The sequence below is a fragment of the Rhodoferax sp. P1_F3 genome (assembly GCF_056405715.1).
Genome location: NZ_JBFUBO010000009.1, coordinates 91,844 through 107,472 on the forward strand (window position 1 = coordinate 91,844; position 15,629 = coordinate 107,472).

14 protein-coding genes and 1 tRNA gene are annotated in these 15,629 nt (G+C 63.5%); 5 read left to right on the forward strand and 10 right to left on the reverse strand.

All coding sequences use genetic code 11. The features are described from left to right. The 3 genes from AC1DZ5_RS15565 to AC1DZ5_RS15575 all read left to right on the forward strand — a co-directional run bounded on the left by AC1DZ5_RS15565 (position 1) and on the right by AC1DZ5_RS15575 (position 2,306). Positions 1-558 carry a PDC sensor domain-containing protein gene (locus AC1DZ5_RS15565; protein ID WP_477890623.1) on the forward strand — a complete coding sequence of 186 codons (558 nt, stop codon included), beginning with the start codon at positions 1-3 and terminating at the stop codon, positions 556-558. Beyond that, on the forward strand, positions 558-1,901 hold the full coding sequence (locus tag AC1DZ5_RS15570; RefSeq protein ID WP_477890867.1) for a diguanylate cyclase domain-containing protein: 1,344 nt from the start codon (positions 558-560) through the stop codon (positions 1,899-1,901). Before AC1DZ5_RS15565 ends, AC1DZ5_RS15570 begins: the two co-directional genes overlap by 1 nt. A 186-nt stretch (positions 1,902-2,087) precedes the next feature. After that, positions 2,088-2,306: a hypothetical protein gene (locus tag AC1DZ5_RS15575; RefSeq protein ID WP_477890625.1), complete on the forward strand. Its 219-nt coding sequence runs from the start codon at positions 2,088-2,090 to the stop codon at positions 2,304-2,306. Positions 2,307-2,387: 81 nt separating this feature from the next. Here AC1DZ5_RS15575 and AC1DZ5_RS15580 read toward each other — a convergent pair whose 3' ends face one another. From AC1DZ5_RS15580 to AC1DZ5_RS15615, 8 genes are all read right to left on the reverse strand, one after another. Continuing rightward, positions 2,388-3,212, reverse strand: a complete 825-nt coding sequence (locus AC1DZ5_RS15580) for a nidogen-like domain-containing protein (protein WP_477890627.1) — start codon at positions 3,210-3,212, stop codon at positions 2,388-2,390. Between the two features lie 119 nt (positions 3,213-3,331). Beyond that, the gene (gene miaB / locus AC1DZ5_RS15585; RefSeq protein ID WP_477890629.1) at positions 3,332-4,672 is read right to left on the reverse strand and encodes a tRNA (N6-isopentenyl adenosine(37)-C2)-methylthiotransferase MiaB; all 1,341 of its coding nucleotides are present in this window, start codon (positions 4,670-4,672) and stop codon (positions 3,332-3,334) included. A 96-nt stretch (positions 4,673-4,768) separates the two neighbouring features. Next, positions 4,769-5,161 (reverse strand): hypothetical protein, encoded by a 393-nt coding sequence (locus tag AC1DZ5_RS15590; protein WP_477890631.1) that lies wholly within the window; start codon positions 5,159-5,161, stop codon positions 4,769-4,771. Between the two features lie 102 nt (positions 5,162-5,263). Further along, a tRNA-Met gene (locus AC1DZ5_RS15595) sits at positions 5,264-5,340 on the reverse strand. A gap of 25 nt (positions 5,341-5,365) precedes the next feature. Further along, positions 5,366-6,145: an enoyl-CoA hydratase gene (locus AC1DZ5_RS15600; protein WP_477890633.1), complete on the reverse strand. Its 780-nt coding sequence runs from the start codon at positions 6,143-6,145 to the stop codon at positions 5,366-5,368. A gap of 17 nt (positions 6,146-6,162) precedes the next feature. Further along, entirely contained in the window at positions 6,163-8,010 is a 1,848-nt protein-coding gene (locus tag AC1DZ5_RS15605; protein WP_477890635.1) for a M61 family metallopeptidase, read from the reverse strand. 99 nt (positions 8,011-8,109) lie between these two features. Next, complete coding sequence (locus AC1DZ5_RS15610) at positions 8,110-8,841, reverse strand: DsbC family protein (protein ID WP_477890637.1); 732 nt, start codon at positions 8,839-8,841, stop codon at positions 8,110-8,112. Positions 8,842-8,881: 40 nt separating this feature from the next. After that, positions 8,882-10,006: an FAD-dependent monooxygenase gene (locus AC1DZ5_RS15615; protein ID WP_477890639.1), complete on the reverse strand. Its 1,125-nt coding sequence runs from the start codon at positions 10,004-10,006 to the stop codon at positions 8,882-8,884. Between the two features lie 55 nt (positions 10,007-10,061). On the opposite strand from AC1DZ5_RS15615, the gene AC1DZ5_RS15620 reads away from it, so the two are divergent. After that, positions 10,062-10,937 carry an MOSC domain-containing protein gene (locus tag AC1DZ5_RS15620; RefSeq protein WP_477890641.1) on the forward strand — a complete coding sequence of 292 codons (876 nt, stop codon included), beginning with the start codon at positions 10,062-10,064 and terminating at the stop codon, positions 10,935-10,937. On the opposite strand, the gene AC1DZ5_RS15625 is transcribed toward AC1DZ5_RS15620, so the two are convergent. Both AC1DZ5_RS15625 and AC1DZ5_RS15630 read right to left on the reverse strand, forming a co-directional pair. Beyond that, positions 10,922-12,742, reverse strand: coding sequence for a sensor domain-containing diguanylate cyclase (locus AC1DZ5_RS15625; RefSeq protein ID WP_477890643.1), 1,821 nt, complete (start codon positions 12,740-12,742; stop codon positions 10,922-10,924). The two genes, AC1DZ5_RS15620 and AC1DZ5_RS15625, sit on opposite strands and share 16 nt — an antisense overlap. After that, entirely contained in the window at positions 12,739-14,505 is a 1,767-nt protein-coding gene (locus tag AC1DZ5_RS15630; protein WP_477890645.1) for a sensor domain-containing diguanylate cyclase, read from the reverse strand. Before AC1DZ5_RS15630 ends, AC1DZ5_RS15625 begins: the two co-directional genes overlap by 4 nt. Positions 14,506-14,536: 31 nt before the next feature. Between AC1DZ5_RS15630 and ychF the strand changes: the two genes are divergently transcribed. Further along, positions 14,537-15,628, forward strand: coding sequence for a redox-regulated ATPase YchF (gene ychF, locus AC1DZ5_RS15635; RefSeq protein ID WP_477890647.1), 1,092 nt, complete (start codon positions 14,537-14,539; stop codon positions 15,626-15,628). Position 15,629: the final 1 nt, after the last annotated feature.

Here is a 15,629-nt window from a genome sequence, read left to right on the forward strand (position 1 = left end):
ATGCAACAAATGATCCATGCCACCCGGCACCAGCACCGCATTCAGTGGGCGCTGGCGACCATGCTGTTGGCGCTACTGGGGGCGATCCTGGTGTCTCTGGTGGTGGATGAGCGCGAACGCCTGCTGCAGCGCGAGGGCAAGCGCCTGCTGGACCAGGCCCGCTTGGTGGACGACAACATTAGCCGCCAATTGGCTGGTGTGCGAGCAGCACTGGACGGCGTGCGTAATGACATGGCGCATTTCGCCCCAGACGGCCTGCAAGTTGCCGGGTCGCGCCAGCTCAAGGCCTTGAGTGCGGCCATGCCGGGCGTGCGCACCCTGCTGGTGATTGGGCCCCAAGGAGATGTTCTGGCATCGAACCGTGCCGAGCTGCTGGGCAGCAACTTCGGCGAACGACCCTATTTCCAGAATCCAAAAAACCGTCCACAACTTGACACCTTGTATGTGTCCGAGCCTTTCACTACCCGGCTCAATGTTTACTCCCTTGTATTGGCCAAAATATCGACCGATGCTCATGGCAGCTTTGCCGGCATCGTCACTGCGAGTATTTCTCGGTGATGCTGCGCTCGGTGCTGTATGCGCCCGACATGCGTGCCGCGCTGGCGCATGGGGAAGGCAAGGTGCTAATGGCCATGCCACCGAACCCGGCCACCGAGGGCAAGAGCCTGGCTGTGCCCGGCTCCATGTTCAGTCGCCACCTCGACAGTGGTCAGACTGAGAGCCTGATGACCGGGATTGTTTACAGCACCGGTGAAGACCGCATGATGGCCATACGAACCATCGACCCTCAGGGAGTCGGCATGGACAAGCCCCTGGTGTTGGCGGTGAGTCGTGAAATGGGGGGCTTGCTGGCGCCTTGGCGCAGTACGGTGTTGATTTACAGCCAAGGGTATGTGTTGCTGGCACTGTTGCTGCTTCTTATTGTGTATCTGCTGCAGCGAAAACAATTGGCGCTGCTGGCGCTCACCCACGACCGCGACAAGGAGGCCAAGAAACATGCCCAGCGCATGGATCTGGCGCTGGCCGGCGGTGACCTCGGGTTGTGGGACGTGGACCTTGTCACCGGCAAACGGGAGGTCAATGCCCGGGCGCAGGAAATCATCGGGCTGGGCCCCAACGATCCAGTGGACAACGAGGCTGGCTGGCGTGCGCGGGTCCATCCAGAGGATGTGCCCGCCTGGCTGGCGGCCAGTGCGCGCCATGACGCGGGACAGGTGGAAGCTTTTGTGATCGACTACCGGGTTCAGCACAGGGATGGGTATTGGGTCTGGATTCACAGCCGGGGTAAAGTCACACAACGCGATGCTGCGGGCTTGGCCACCCGCGTCACCGGCACCTATCAGGATGTGACTGAGGGCAAACTCGCGCAGGAGCAGATCGCTGATTTCGCATTCCGTGACCCACTGACCCAGTTACCCAACCGGCGTCTGCTGATGGACCGTTTAAACCAGGCCCGCTTGGCCAGTGCGCGTAGCCGAACGCTGGGCGCCTTGCTGTTGTTGGACCTGGACCACTTCAAGTGGGTGAATGACAACCTGGGTCACGACATGGGCGACCTGCTACTGCAACAACTCGCCGCACGCCTGCTGACCTGTGTGCGCATGACTGACACGGTGGCGCGCCTGGGGGGTGATGAATTTGTGGTGCTGATTTCGGACCTGGGTGAGTCTGTGCAAGAGGCCGAGAACCGGGCGCGCGCCATGGCCGAGAAGATCGAGGAGGCGCTACTCCCGCCTTTCCTGCTGGACGGGCATACGCACACCACCAGCGTGAGCGTGGGATTTGCAATATTTAATGGAGTGAACCAGGTAATCGACAGCCTGTTCAAGGAAGCAGACCAAGCCATGTACGCGGCAAAACGCTCCCGAAAGGGCGCAGGTACTGCACTCGAAACAGTATAGCAATAGCGTTTCCCGCCAGCCCTTGTGGATATTGCGCCAGCCGCTCCTGAAATGGTAGCAAGTGGCGTGAAATCTGCAGCTTTACTCCGTGTTAACACAAACTGGTCAACATTCGCGCGTGGCTAGCGTTGTGGGAGGGCATCCAGATTCACTGGAGCGAATCTCAAAACCTGAAAGGCTACTGACATGAACAAAGTTCTCGCAACCCTGATCGCTGGCTTGATTTCTGTAGGTGCGTTTGCTCAGGCACCCGCCGCGGCCCCTGCTGCGGCCACAGCCCCTGCCAAGGTGGAAGCCAAGAAGGACACCAAGGAAGCGCCTGCGGCCACACCTGAAAAGAAGGTGAAGAAGGTTAAGCACCACGCCAAGAAGGCAGTGGAGAAGAAGGCTGAAGCCGCGAAGTAAGCCACTGCCATCACCATGAATAAGGGCTCCCGAGGGAGCCCTTTTTTTGTCAGCGCAATGCGCTGACGGCGAGCAAGCTGATCAGGCCTTGCTGGCCTTCGCGCGGCGGCGGGCGACTGCACCTATCAAGCCCAGACCGGCCAGCAGCATGGCATAGGTTTCGGGTTCCGGCACCGAGGGGACCACCGTGCCGTTGCGGACCTGGAAGTTGTACTGGCCATCGATGGTGGAGTTCAGGCTGTGGGTCACCAGGGCATTGCCACCGGAGTTCAATAGGGCGCCATTCACGGCAGATCCGGCCAGTTCAAAGGAGGCGTTGGTGCCGTTGGACCAGCCTGCGCGGGCCGAGTTTCCACCAAACCCGTTCACACCAGCGCTGGAAGTGGCACTGCCGGTTTCCCAGCTCACGTTGTCGTAGTTGAACTGGAAGTCAAAGTTGCCGGCCCCCGTGTCCGAGCGGTCGGTCACGATGAGCTGAAAGCTGTTGGTCTTGTCTGCCTGGCTGTTGTAGTAGCCCACATTGAGCCAGTTCACGCCAAACGTCTGGTGGCCATCGAGCACTGCTTGGCCGTACTGGGTCACACCACTGCTTGCGTTGCGCGTATCCACGTCCGCAAAGAACGGGGCCAGCATGGGCACGTTGGTGGTCACCAGGTTGAAGGGGGTGTAGGTGGACAGCGGGCTGTTGAACGTCACGTTGCCGTTGTTGTTCACATACAGGTTGCTGAAGCTCTGGCCAAAGAAATTGACGTTGAAGCCCAGCGACACCAGACCCGTGGACAGATCGTCATTGCGTGCCAAGGTGTTGGTGGTGAACAGATTGGCATCATGCACGGCAGCCGCATAGGCCGGTGCGGCGGCAAAGGTAACAGCCAGCAGAGCGCCAGCAGTGATTTTTTTGAACATACGAAAGCTCCCTTAAAACGAAAGCTGAGTATCTTCAAGAAAGCCCAGAGTAGTGCCTGGCGTCATGGCTCTTTCGGACTATTCGCAGCCCGTTGTTTTGTAAGGGCTTGTTACGCGCTTCAAGCGCCTGCCAACTCCTGCGTCAGCACTTCGCCGCGCAGCGTGTAGCTGCGCGTCTCGGTGATGCGCACATCCACCAGCTGCCCCACCAGGCGCGGCTGACCGGCAAAGTTCACTACGCGGTTGCACTCCGTGCGTCCCATGAGTTCGCCGTTGTCGCGCTTGGAGGCACCTTCCACCAGGATGCGCTGCACCGTGCCCAGGCGCTGGTCGCTGATGCGGGCGATGTTGGCGTTGATGGCGGCTTGCAGCTCCTGCAGACGGGCTAGCTTCACCTCGTGTGGGGTTTCGTCGTGCAGGTTGGCCGCGGGCGTACCGGGGCGGGGGCTGAAGATGAAGCTGAACGAGTTGTCAAAGCCGATGTCGACAATCAGCTTCATCATCTTGGCGAAGTCATCATCGGTTTCGCCGGGGAAGCCGACGATAAAGTCGGAGCTGATAGACATGTCGGGGCGGATGGCGCGCAGCTTGCGGATGGTGCTCTTGTATTCCATGGCGGTGTAGCCGCGCTTCATGGCCATGAGGATCTTGTCGCTGCCGTGCTGCACGGGCAGGTGCAGGTGGCTCACCAGCTTGGGCAGCTTGTCGTAGGCCGCAATCAGGCTGGGCGTGAACTCGTTGGGGTGGCTGGTGGTGTATCGGATGCGCTCAATGCCGGGGATGTCGCTCACGTATTCCAGCAGCGTCGCAAAGTCGGCCATCTCGCTGGTGCCGCCCATCGTGTGGCGCCAGGCGTTCACGTTCTGCCCCAGCAGGTTCACCTCTTTTACACCCTGGTCGGCCAGGCCGGCAATTTCTACCAGCACGTCTTCAAACGGGCGGTTCACTTCCTCGCCACGCGTGTAGGGCACCACGCAGTAGCTGCAGTACTTGGAGCAGCCTTCCATGATGCTCACAAAGGCAGACGCTCCGTCTACCTTGGCGGGTGGCAGGTGGTCGAACTTCTCAATCTCGGGGAAGCTGATGTCCACTTGCGGCTTGTTTTGCAGAGCGCGTTGGTTCAGCAGTTCGGGCAGGCGGTGCAGGGTTTGCGGGCCAAACACCACGTCCACATAGGGCGCGCGCTTGATGATCTCGGCCCCCTCCTGGCTGGCCACGCAGCCGCCCACGCCAATCTGCACGCCTTTTTTCTTCAGGTGCTTGATGCGACCCAGGTCGGAGAACACCTTCTCCTGCGCCTTCTCGCGCACCGAGCAGGTGTTGAACAAAATCAGATCAGCCTCGTCCACGTTCTGTGTGGGCTCGTAGCCCTGCGCGGCACCCAGCACGTCGGCCATCTTGTCCGAGTCGTACTCGTTCATCTGGCAACCAAAGGTTTTGATAAAGACTTTTTTGGACATGGCGTACCCCGGGAAAATGCTATGAATAAAGGAGCTGCTCGCGCACTGTTCGCGAGGGCTAGAGGCCGTTTTGGCTTAAAAGCAGCGCGGCGGCGCTTACTGGGTGATGACGGGCTGGGTGGGGGCCGGGGCCGGCACGGGCAGCAGGCGGATCTCGTCGGCGCTGAGGATCCATACGTCGTGGATCATGCCGGTGGGCTCGCGGGTGTAGTTCACCACCACGGTCTGCCCCACCAGCGCACCCGACATCACCATGATGTTGTTGGAGCCGCGGATGCGCGAGCCTGGGGACAACCGGTCTTTCTTGCCGTCCATCACCACCTCAGGGGGGGCAACGACGAGCAGCGTGCCGCGCACAGCTTTGGGCGGGAATTGGCGGATGGCGACCACGGCCGTGGTCTGGGCTAGCGCGGGCCATGCGGTCGCCGCCATGAGGGTGGCGATGCAGCAGGCGCGTGCCAGAGCGGTGAGAGAAGCGCAGCGGTTCATGGTGTGTATCCAGAGGCTGTGAAGAAGCTGCGATTTTACCGACGCAGGGCGTGTGGGGCCGAAGAAAAACCCGCAGGGCTTGCGCACTGCGGGTTCTCAATCTGGTGGTCGTAGGTGGATTTGAACCACCGACATCAGCATTATGAATGCTGCGCTCTAACCAACTGAGCTATACGACCGGAGCCCAGAATTATAGACCAAAATTTATTGGTGGGTAAAGTGGGCCGCGCGCTTGTTTACGAAGGCGTCCATGCCTTCCTTCTGGTCGGCGGTGGCAAACAGGGCGTGGAACAGGCGGCGCTCGAACACGATGCCGTCGGCCAACGTGCCCTCAAACGCGCGGTTCACGGCCTCTTTGGCCGCCATCGTGGCGACCTGCGAGAAGGCGGAAATCTGCAGCGCGGCGCCCAGGGCTTCTTCCTGCAACTTGTCCAGTGGCACCACACGGCTGACCAGCCCGGCGCGCTCGGCCTCGGTGGCGTCCATCATGCGGCCGGTGAGCGCCAGGTCCATCGCCTTGGCCTTGCCCACGGCGCGCGGCAGGCGCTGCGTGCCGCCCGCGCCGGGGATGATGCCCAGCTTGATCTCGGGCTGGCCGAATTTGGCGTTGTCGGCGGCGATGATGAAGTCGCACATCATCGCCAGCTCGCAGCCGCCGCCCAAGGCAAAGCCGCTCACCGCGGCAATCACAGGCTTGCGCACGCTGCGGATGGTCTCCCAGTTGCGCGTGATGAAGTCGCCCTTATAAGCATCGGCAAAGCTGAACTTGGCCATCACCGTGATGTCGGCACCCGCTGCAAACGCTTTTTCGCTGCCGGTGAGCACGATGCAGCCAATCGCCGGATCGGCGTCAAAGCCCTTGAGCGCTGCGCCCAACTCGTCCATGAGCTGGTCGTTCAGCGCGTTCAGCGCTTTGGGGCGATTCAGCGTGATGATGGCGACCTTGTCGCCTTCGATACGGGTGGTGATGCATTCGTAAGTCATGAGGAAGTCTCCAGGTTTCAAGAATTACCGTCCAGCCATTTTGCGACGGCTGCAGCGTCGCGGATGGACAGGCGCACGGCCGTGGTGGGGGCGGGCAGCGTCAACGATAGGTTCATCAAGCGCTTGTCGCGCGACACCAGCGCGCCGACCTTTTTTGCTTTGCCGGTGTACAGCGTCAAGTCGTCCAACGTTTGCATGCGCCAGGGTTCGCCCTCGGTTTGCACCGCCAGCCATTCGTCATTGGCGGCAAAGCCGGCTTTCTCGGCCACGCCACCGCGCAGCACCTGCTGGATAAACAGGCCCCCGTTTTCCTTCACGCGCAGGCCCAGTTGCTGCGCCACCTGGTCGGGTTCGCGGTTCACCTGCACGCCGTGCTGCTCCAGCAGCTCGGCCACGGGCAGCTCCTTGGTGCTGTGCACCCAGTGGGCGATGTCTTTGGCAAAGGATCGGCCGCCCAGGTCTTGCAGTACCGCCAGCAGGTCAGCTTCGGCCATGGGGCCGCCGGCGCAGCGCGCCCACAGGCCGCGCATCACGGCGTCCAGCGTGGTTTTGCCCTCAGTGCGCAGCGTCAGGTCCAGGCACAGGCCTACCAGCGAGCCCTTGGTGTAGTAGCTCACCGTGGCGTTGGCGGTGTTTTCGTCCTGGCGGTAGTACTTCACCCAGGCATCAAAGCTGCTTTGCGCCACGCTTTGCACCAGGCGGCCGGGGGTCTGGTTGACCTGGTTGAGGGTCTTGGTCAGCAGCTTGAGGTAGGTGGCGTTGTCGATGCGCTTGGCGCGGCGCAGCAGCAGGTCGTCGTAGTAGCTGGTGAAGCCCTCGAAGAACCACAGCAGCTGCGTGTAGTTCTCTTGCGTGTAGTCATAGGTGGTCAGCTCGGCCGGACGCAGGCGTTTGACGTTCCAGGTGTGGAAGTATTCGTGGCTGATCAGGCCCAAGAGCGTGGTGTAGCCCTCGGGCTGCTTGTGCGTGGTGGGCGCCAGCGTGCTGCGGGGCAGGCGCGGCAGGTCCTTGCGGGTGCAAATCAACGCGGTGGAGTTTTTGTGTTCCAGGCCGCCATAGCCGTCGTGCACGGCGTTCAGCATGAAGACGTAGTTTTTAAATGGAATCGGGCTCTGGCCCGCGTCCTGCTTGCGCGAGGCGCTCACTTTTTTGATGTCGGTGCCGACGGCATCACCGTGCCAGAAGCGCAGCTCGGCCTCGCAAATGGCCTGGGTGTCGGCCAGCAGCTGCGCGCCGTCAAAGCTGGGTGGCGCACCCGCCACCACAAAGCGGTGCGGAATGCCGCAGGCCACAAAGCTGCCGCTCCAGAACGGGCCCATCTCCACCGGGCAATCCACCAGGGTGTCGTAGTTGTCGGCGCGGTACAGGCCAAAGCCGGCCTTGGTCACGCGCACGGGCTCCAGCCCGGTGGCCACGCTCCATCCTTTGAGCACCTCACTGGCCACCACGCTCAGGGTGTGTGGGGCATCCGCCTGTTCGGGCACTTGCAAAAACAGGCTGGTGCCATTGAAGAAGCCGCGTGTGGCATCCAGCCAGGCCGTGCGCACGGAATTGTCAAAGGCGTAGACCTCGTACTGCACATGCAGCGGGGTGCCAGGCGTGCACGTCACCTCCCAAGTGGCTTTGTCTTGCTGCAGCACGGCCACGCGCTTGCCGGCCTGGCGGCATTCCAGCCTTTGCAGGTGCTTGGCAAATTCGCGCACCAGGTAGCTGCCCGGAATCCATACCGGCAGGCGCAGGGTCTGTGTGGCGGCGGGGATGGGCACGGTCAGCGTGACCTGGAACAGGTGGGTGGCCGGGTCCAGCACCTCCACCTGGTAGTGGAGCGGGGCGGCGGGTTTGCGGGTGGTAGGGGAGGTTTTCATGTCAAACAGGCCGCTAGCCCTCGTGGATACTGCGCGAGCAGCTATAAAAACAGGAGTAAAGAGGGGCCCGCCCTGCGACTCCGGAGTGCGCTGCCGGGATCAGCCCTTGGTGGCCGCTAGGTGTTTTTCGACCTGGGCGGCGTCAATGGCGCCGGGGACGCGGCTGCCGTCCTGGAAGATCAGCGTGGGCGTGCCCTGGATCTTGTAGGTTTTGCCAAATTCCACGTTACGGCCCAGCGCGGCCACGTCGCACATGGCCGCCGCGGGCGCTGCGGCTTGTTCGCGCAGCATCCAGTCCTGCCAGGCCAGGCCCTTGTCCTTGGCGCACCAGATGGCCTTGGACTTTTCACCCGAGTCGGCGCCCAGGATGGGGTAGAGGAACATATAGATGGTCACGTTGTCCACCTTCTGCAGGTCGCGCTCAAAGCGTTTGCAGTAGCCGCAGTTGGGGTCTTCAAACACGGCGATCTTGCGCGAACCGTTGCCGCGCACGATGGTGAAGGCGTCCTTGAACGGCAGGCTGTCGAACTTCACCGCGGTGAGCTTGTTGACGCGCTCCTCGGTCAGGTTGCGCAGGTCCTTGCCTTTGGTGGCAAACAGGTTGCCCTGGAACAGGTAGTCGCCCTTGGCATCGGTGTAGTAGACCTCGGTGCCGTTCACGCGGATCTCGTAGATGCCTGGGATCTCGGTCTTGCGCACCTCGTCAATGTCTTTGAGCTGGGGAATGCGCTTGGCAATGGCGTCACGAATAGTCGCCTCCTGGGCCAGCGCGCTGTTGCCCAGGCCTCCCAGGGTCAGAGCCAGCGCGAGGAGGGAGAGGAGTTTTTTCATGGGGATGTACTCAAAAAAGAAATGTGATGGGGCTGCAGGGTCACTGCGGGCGGGTGCCCATGGCGCGCTGGGCCACCCAGTGCTTGACGGCACCCAGGGCATTGAACTGGTTCATGCCCCAGTTGCGCAGGCCTTGGGCCGCCACATGGGGGTGGGCGAACAGCTGCTGCAGCGCGTCGCCGGCGCCGCCCACCAGGGCGAAGTCGGCCTTGCGGGCACGCTCGTAGGCGCGCAACAGCTTGGGGTCGGCCACGCTGCGCCAGTAGGGGCGACCGCCCAGCACGCGTACCAGTTCGGCCACATCGCCCAGGCCCAGGTTCAGGCCCTGGCCAGCCAGCGGGTGCACATTGTGGGCGGCATCCCCTGCCAGCACCCAGGTTCCACTCGCATGGCTGCCGCTCCAGCGGCTGGCCAGCGCATGCTGCAGCGGCCAGGTGTGGCGCGGGCTGGTCAGCGTGAGGCTGCCCACGGCGCCATGGCTGGCAGTGTGCAGGGTTTCAGAAAATTTCATGTCGGGCAAGGCTTGCAAGGTGTGGGCGCGCTCAGGACTGACTGACCACACCACAGCGCAGAAGTTCCCGCCCGGGCCGCCCAATGGCAACAACGCGAGGATTTCGCCCTGGTGAAACCACTGGCGTGCCACCTGGCCATGGCTCTGGGCACATTCCACACGGGCCGCAATGGCCGTTTGGTTATACGGTGTGATGGAAAATTCCACGCCCAACTCCTCGCGTGTGCGGCTGGCCCGGCCTTCGCACACCACGGTCAGCGTGGCGGGGGCGGGCGTGTCGACCAGCTCGATCAGCGGCTGGTAGCGCACGGCCTCGGCCAGTTGGGCTTCCAGTGCGGGCACATCGACAATCCAGTTCAGTGCGGCCACGCCCTGGTCGGCCGCGTCAAACACCACGGTGGCACCGTCGTCGCCATGCACTTCCATGCGCTGCACCGGCGTGGCCTGGGACTCGGCGGGCCAGCAGCGCACGGCTTCCAGCAGGGTGCGGGCGGCCTGGTTCAGCGCGTAGGCGCGCACGTTAGAGGCGGCGGGGCTGGCCGATGTGGGGGTGGCGCATAGCGCCACGCGCAGGCGTTTGGCCGCCAGATGCAGGGCCAGCGTGCGCCCCACAATGCCAGCGCCGCGGATGCAAATGTCATAGGTTTGGGCCATGCAGCCATTGTAGGAGGCCGTGCACAATGACGCCTTGAACCACAAGGACAACCCGATGAGCGACGACGCCAACGATGTGAGCGGGCAGATTGCCCAGCTGATGATTTACCCCGTGAAGTCTTTTGCGGGCGTGGCGGTGGACCAGGCCGTGCTGCTGGAGACCGGCTTGCAGTGGGACCGCCACTGGATGGTGGTGGACGAAAACGGCCTGTTTGTGACCCAGCGCGAATGCGCACGCATGGCGCTGGTGCAGCCCGAGCTGCGCGCCGACACACTGGTGTTGCACGCCCCCGGCATGCCCGACGTGTCGGTGCCCTTGCAGGCCGAAGGTGCAGCCACCCGCGTGCAGGTGTGGAGCGACACGGTGGACGCCCTCGACATGGGGCCTGCAGTGGGCCAATGGTTGCAAGCCTTTTTGGGCGCACCCGCTCACCGCCTGGTGCGCTTTGACCCCGCGGCGCAGCGCACCTGCAGCACCAAATGGACGGACGGTGTGGCCGCCAGCACCCAGTTTGCCGACGGCTACCCGGTGCTGGTCACCACCGACAGCTCCATGGAAGAGCTCAACACCCGGCTGGCCGCCATGGACCACCCGACCGTTGGCATGTTGCGCTTTCGGCCGAATGTGGTGCTGGCGGGTCTGCCCGCGCACGACGAAGACCACCTGGGCCCGTTGGAGTGTCTGGATGTGGAGGGTGCCGTGGCGGCTCGCTTGCAGTTGGTCAAGCCCTGTGCCCGCTGCCCGATTCCGAATATCGACCCGGCAACCGCCAAGAGTCACCCCGGCGTGGGCGATGCCCTGCAGGCCTACCGACAGGACGCACGCGTGGGCGGCGCCATCACCTTTGGCATGAATGCCATCGTCACCCAGGGCGCAGGCACATTGCTGCGGGTGGGCCAGGCGGTGCAGGGCGGCTACACGTTCGGCTGAGTCGGTATTTCGGTGGCCGGGCCCATCCGGCTGCTCAGTGGCGAGGGCGAGGTCATGGCTGGGTCCAGAAAACGGATGGGGCGGCGCGTGCGCGGCGAAATGCCTTTGAGCACCTCACCCAGCTCGTTCAAGATGCGTTGGCTGTCGGGGATCAGCTCCGTCAGCAGCACGCAGGCCACGTGGAACTGCAGCGTCACCTCGGGCTTGAGGCCGGGCAGAGGAATCAGTCCCGACGCAATCAGGCGCACCATGCGCTCGGTCAAGGCCTGGCGGCTGGTCACGCCATCCAGCACCATCCCAAAGCGCGAGGTGCCCACGCGGCCTGCCGGGTCCACATCGCGCAGCACGCGGTGCAGCTTGACGGCGGCGCGCAGCAGGCACTGCTCGGCCACCGCGTCGCCGTACGAATCGCGCAGGTACTTGAAGTTCACCACATCCACCAGCACGATGGCCGAGGGCTCGCGGTTGTGTTTGGCGCGGTTGAGTGCGGTTTCCACCTGCTGTTGGAACAGCGAAGCGGTCAGCAGGCCGGTCAGCGCATCTTGCGTGGGCAGGGCTTCGGCACGGTCCTGCGCCTCGCGGCGTTCGCGGGCCCGGGTCTGCAGCGCCTGCTGCAGCAGTGGCACGGCCAGCGCGATGCAGAACACCATCACGTAGCGGGCCTCCCACCAGGCGGGTACCAAGTGCAGCACCTGCGCCGCCATGAACAGCACCGCCAAGCCTTGCGGCAGGTAGGCCAAAAACAGCCATTTACCCACCGCATAGCCACGCCGCCAGGCCAGCGCGGTGGCTGCCACCGCCAGCATAGGTCCGGCTGCCAGATACGCCGCATTGAAGTAGTCGGCCACGCGCCGGTCGATGGCCGCACACAGCAAGGCCAGGGGAAGGCCCGAGAGACCAAACGCATACAGCGTGCGGGCCAGCCGCGGAAAGCCCACGTCCAGCGACGACATATGGCGCACAAACAGCACGGTAGCGCCCACGCCCAAAATCGGCAGTGCCATGTGGGCGTAGTTGGCCCACATGGGCGAGCTGGGCCACAGCCACATGCCGGCCAGGCCCGTGGTGGTGCTCACCACCAGCAGCACCAGCGTGGCGTAGCCGGTGTACCAGCCTTCGGCCCGGCTGCGGCCCTGCAGGTAGTGGATGCCGCACACGCCAATCAGCATCAGCAGCGCGCCCATCAGCACGCCTAGCCATACGTACTCCACCTCGTGCTGGCGGTCGCGCGCGGCGGCAGTGGCCAGCAGCAGCGGCAGCGCGATGGGTTTGAAATTGCGGACCTCCAAAAACAGCTCCTGCACGCCGGGTTCGCTCAGGTTGATGCTGAAGTCCGGGTACAACGAGGGACGGGTCCAGCGCTCTACGGCGTTGGTGTCCCCGGCGATCTGCGCGACCCAGTTGCCACGGCGGTCCAGCTGGTACAGGGCGGCGTGGTCCAGGTAGGGCAGGGGGATGTGCAACGTCCAGTCGGGCGTGGCTATGCTGTCGCGCTGCAGGCGCAGGCGTATCCACAGGGTCTTGCCTTCGCTCAGGGCAAACACAGTGTCCGCCAGGGCGGGCGAGAAGCTGCCGCGCGCTTTGCGGGCCACTGCATCTATGCCCACGCTAGGGTCGGTCTCCATCAGCACTTCCAGCATGCCGCCCGCTTGCGGCGTGGGGTCGGCGCCGTTGAGCAACAGCGCTGGACCCTCGCTTCCCGCGTTGGTCGCGGCGTGCAGCGCGGGTGCCGCGGTTAGCAGCCCCAGCAGGGTCGTTAACAGCAAGGCCCGCAGGGCGGAGGCGGCGTAGGAGAGCTGGGTCATGGGGTTTCAGGCGTATCGCCCAGGGGGGCAGCCAGTGTGGGCACGGGCTCCAGAAAACGGATGGGGCGGCGCGTGCGTGGCGAGATGCTGGCCAGCACTTTGGAGAGATCCTGCATTACCCGGTCGGCAGGCACCGGGTTGTCATGCAGCAGCACGCAGGCGGCCTGGAATTGCAGCGTCACCTCGGGCTGCAGGCCCTGCAGCGGCACCAGGCCCGAGGCCACCAGCTTGACCAGGCGTTCGGTCAGTGCCTGGCGGCTGGCCACCCCTTCGAGCAGCATGGCAAAGCGGTCGGTACCCATGCGTGCGGCGGGGTCCACATCGCGCAGGATGCGGTGCAGCTTGATCACTGCGCGCAGCAGGCACTGTTCGGCAATCGGGTTGCCCCTGCTGGCGCGAATGTGCTCGAGGTTGATCACGCTCACCAGCACCAGCGCCGTGGGCTCGCGGTTGTCCACTGCCCGCTGGTAGGCGTCCCCCAGATGGGACTGGAAGGTCTGCTCGGTCAGCAGGCCGGTCAGCGCATCTTGCGTGGGTAGTTGCTCGGCGCGCAGGGCCAGCTCCTTGCGGTCGTGGGTGGCGCGGCTCAGTGCATAGATCAGCGTGGGGACCGACAGCGCCACGCCCATGGACATCAGGTAGCGCAGCTGCCAAAAGGTGGGCACCAGGCCAAAGGCCTCGGCTACCAGACGCAGCAGCACCAGAAACTGGGGCACATAGGCCAATAGCAGCCAGGTGCCGATCTGCGATCCACCGCGCCAACTCAGAATCGTAGCCCCCAGCCCGGCGGTGGTGGCCACAAATAGGACCGCGGCGCCCAGTTGGTCGGCCAGCGGGCGGTCCAGCACCACATAGGTCAGCACCGAGCCCAGCGTGGTCCAGGCGATAAAGCCCAGCACCTTGTCGTACTGGTGAAAGTGCGTGGACAGCGCGTACAGCCGCCGCACAAACAGCAGCGAGGCACCCACGGCGAGGGCCGGCATCACGCTGTTGGCGTAGTCGGCCCAGGTGGTCATGTTGCTCCACAGCAGCGCGTTGAGCACGCCATTGATTTGCGCCACCGAGGCCGCAATCAGCAGGCCGTACAGCGCGGCCGTCATGTCAAAGCGATTGCGGTACTCCAAGTGGCGAATGATGGACAGCGCCGCCAAGGTGATCAGCGTGCCCAGCACCAGCCCCAGGCTGGTGATTTCCAGCAGGCGCTGGGCTTCGCGCTCGGGGCCCGTGGCCAGCCGCAGCGGGATGCTCAGGTGTTTGAAGTTGCGCACCTGCAAGTACAGGTCTTGCGGTACACCACTGGGCAGGTCCAGCTCAAATTCGGGGTACAGGCCGCGCCTGGCCCAGGTGGATTGGGGCAGTTGGTCACCCGCGGACTGGCCTACCCAACTGCCATCGGTACGGCGCTGGTACAGCGTGACCTGGTCCACAAACGGCAGCGGAATGTTCAGCGTCCAACGCTCAGTGTTGCCGGCTGCGCGCACTAGGCGCAGATGAATCCAGAGGCTGTTGTTCGCAGTCAGCGCATGGCGCTGCAGCGCGGGCGTGGGGACAAAGTTTTTGGGATTGCTGGCCACCTCTTGCGCCGTGGTGCGCTCGTTGCTGTCCAGCCAGGTGGGCACCGGCTCATCGAGTTCGAACTGGGTGTTGCCATTGCCCAAAACCAAGGCGTCAACGCCAGCTGCAGCGGCGGCCCAACCCGGTGTCAGAGTGGCGGCAAGCCATAGTGCCAGGGCCAGCAACGGGCGCGAAAGCAGGTATGGCATACACTTGGCACCCAGTTTTTAGAGGTTTGTTATGAGTTTGAAGTGTGGCATTGTAGGCCTGCCCAATGTGGGGAAAAGTACCCTGTTCAACGCCCTGACCAAGGCGGGCATTGCTGCAGAAAACTATCCGTTTTGCACCATCGAGCCCAATGTGGGGGTGGTGGAAGTACCCGATCCGCGGCTGCAACAGCTGTCTGAGATCGTCAAGCCCGAGCGCATCGTGCCGGCGATCGTGGAGTTTGTGGACATTGCCGGCCTGGTGGCCGGCGCCAGCACCGGCGAAGGCCTGGGCAACAAGTTCCTGGCGCACATTCGCGAAACCGACGCCACCATCAATGTGGTGCGCTGCTTTGAAGACGACAACGTGATTCACGTGGCCGGCAAGGTCGATCCCATCGCCGACATCGAAGTGATCCAGACCGAGCTGTGCCTGGCCGACCTGGGCGCGGTGGAGAAAGCCCTGCACCGCGTGACCAAGCTAGCCCGCTCGGGCGACAAGGAATCCATCAAGCTGGTGGCGATTCTGGAGAAATGCCAGGCCGCGCTGAACGAGGCCAAGCCCGTGCGCACGCTGGACTTCAGCAAGGAAGAGCAGCCGCTCTTGAAGCAATTCTTCCTGATCACCGCCAAGCCCGCGATGTTCGTGGCCAACGTGTCGGAAGACGGTTTTGAGAACAATCCTTTCCTCGACCGCCTGAAAACCTTTGCCGCGAAGCAGAACGCGCCCGTGGTGGCCATCTGCGCCAAGATCGAAGCCGAGCTGTCGGAAATGGAAGATGCCGATCGGCTCGAATTCCTGCAAGAGCTGGGGCAGTCCGAACCCGGCCTGAACCGCCTGATCCGCTCGGCCTACACGCTGCTGGGTCTGCAAACCTACTTCACCGCCGGTGTGAAGGAAGTCCGCGCCTGGACCATCCATGTGGGCGACACCGGGCCGCAGGCGGCTGGCGTGATCCACACCGACTTCGAGAAGGGCTACATCCGCGCCCAGACCATCGCGTTTGACGACTTCATCGCCCACAAGGGCGAGCAAGGCGCCAAGGATGCGGGCAAGATGCGCGCCGAAGGCAAGGAATACGTCGTCAAGGATGGCGACGTGATGAACTTCCTGTTCAGCTCTTAGG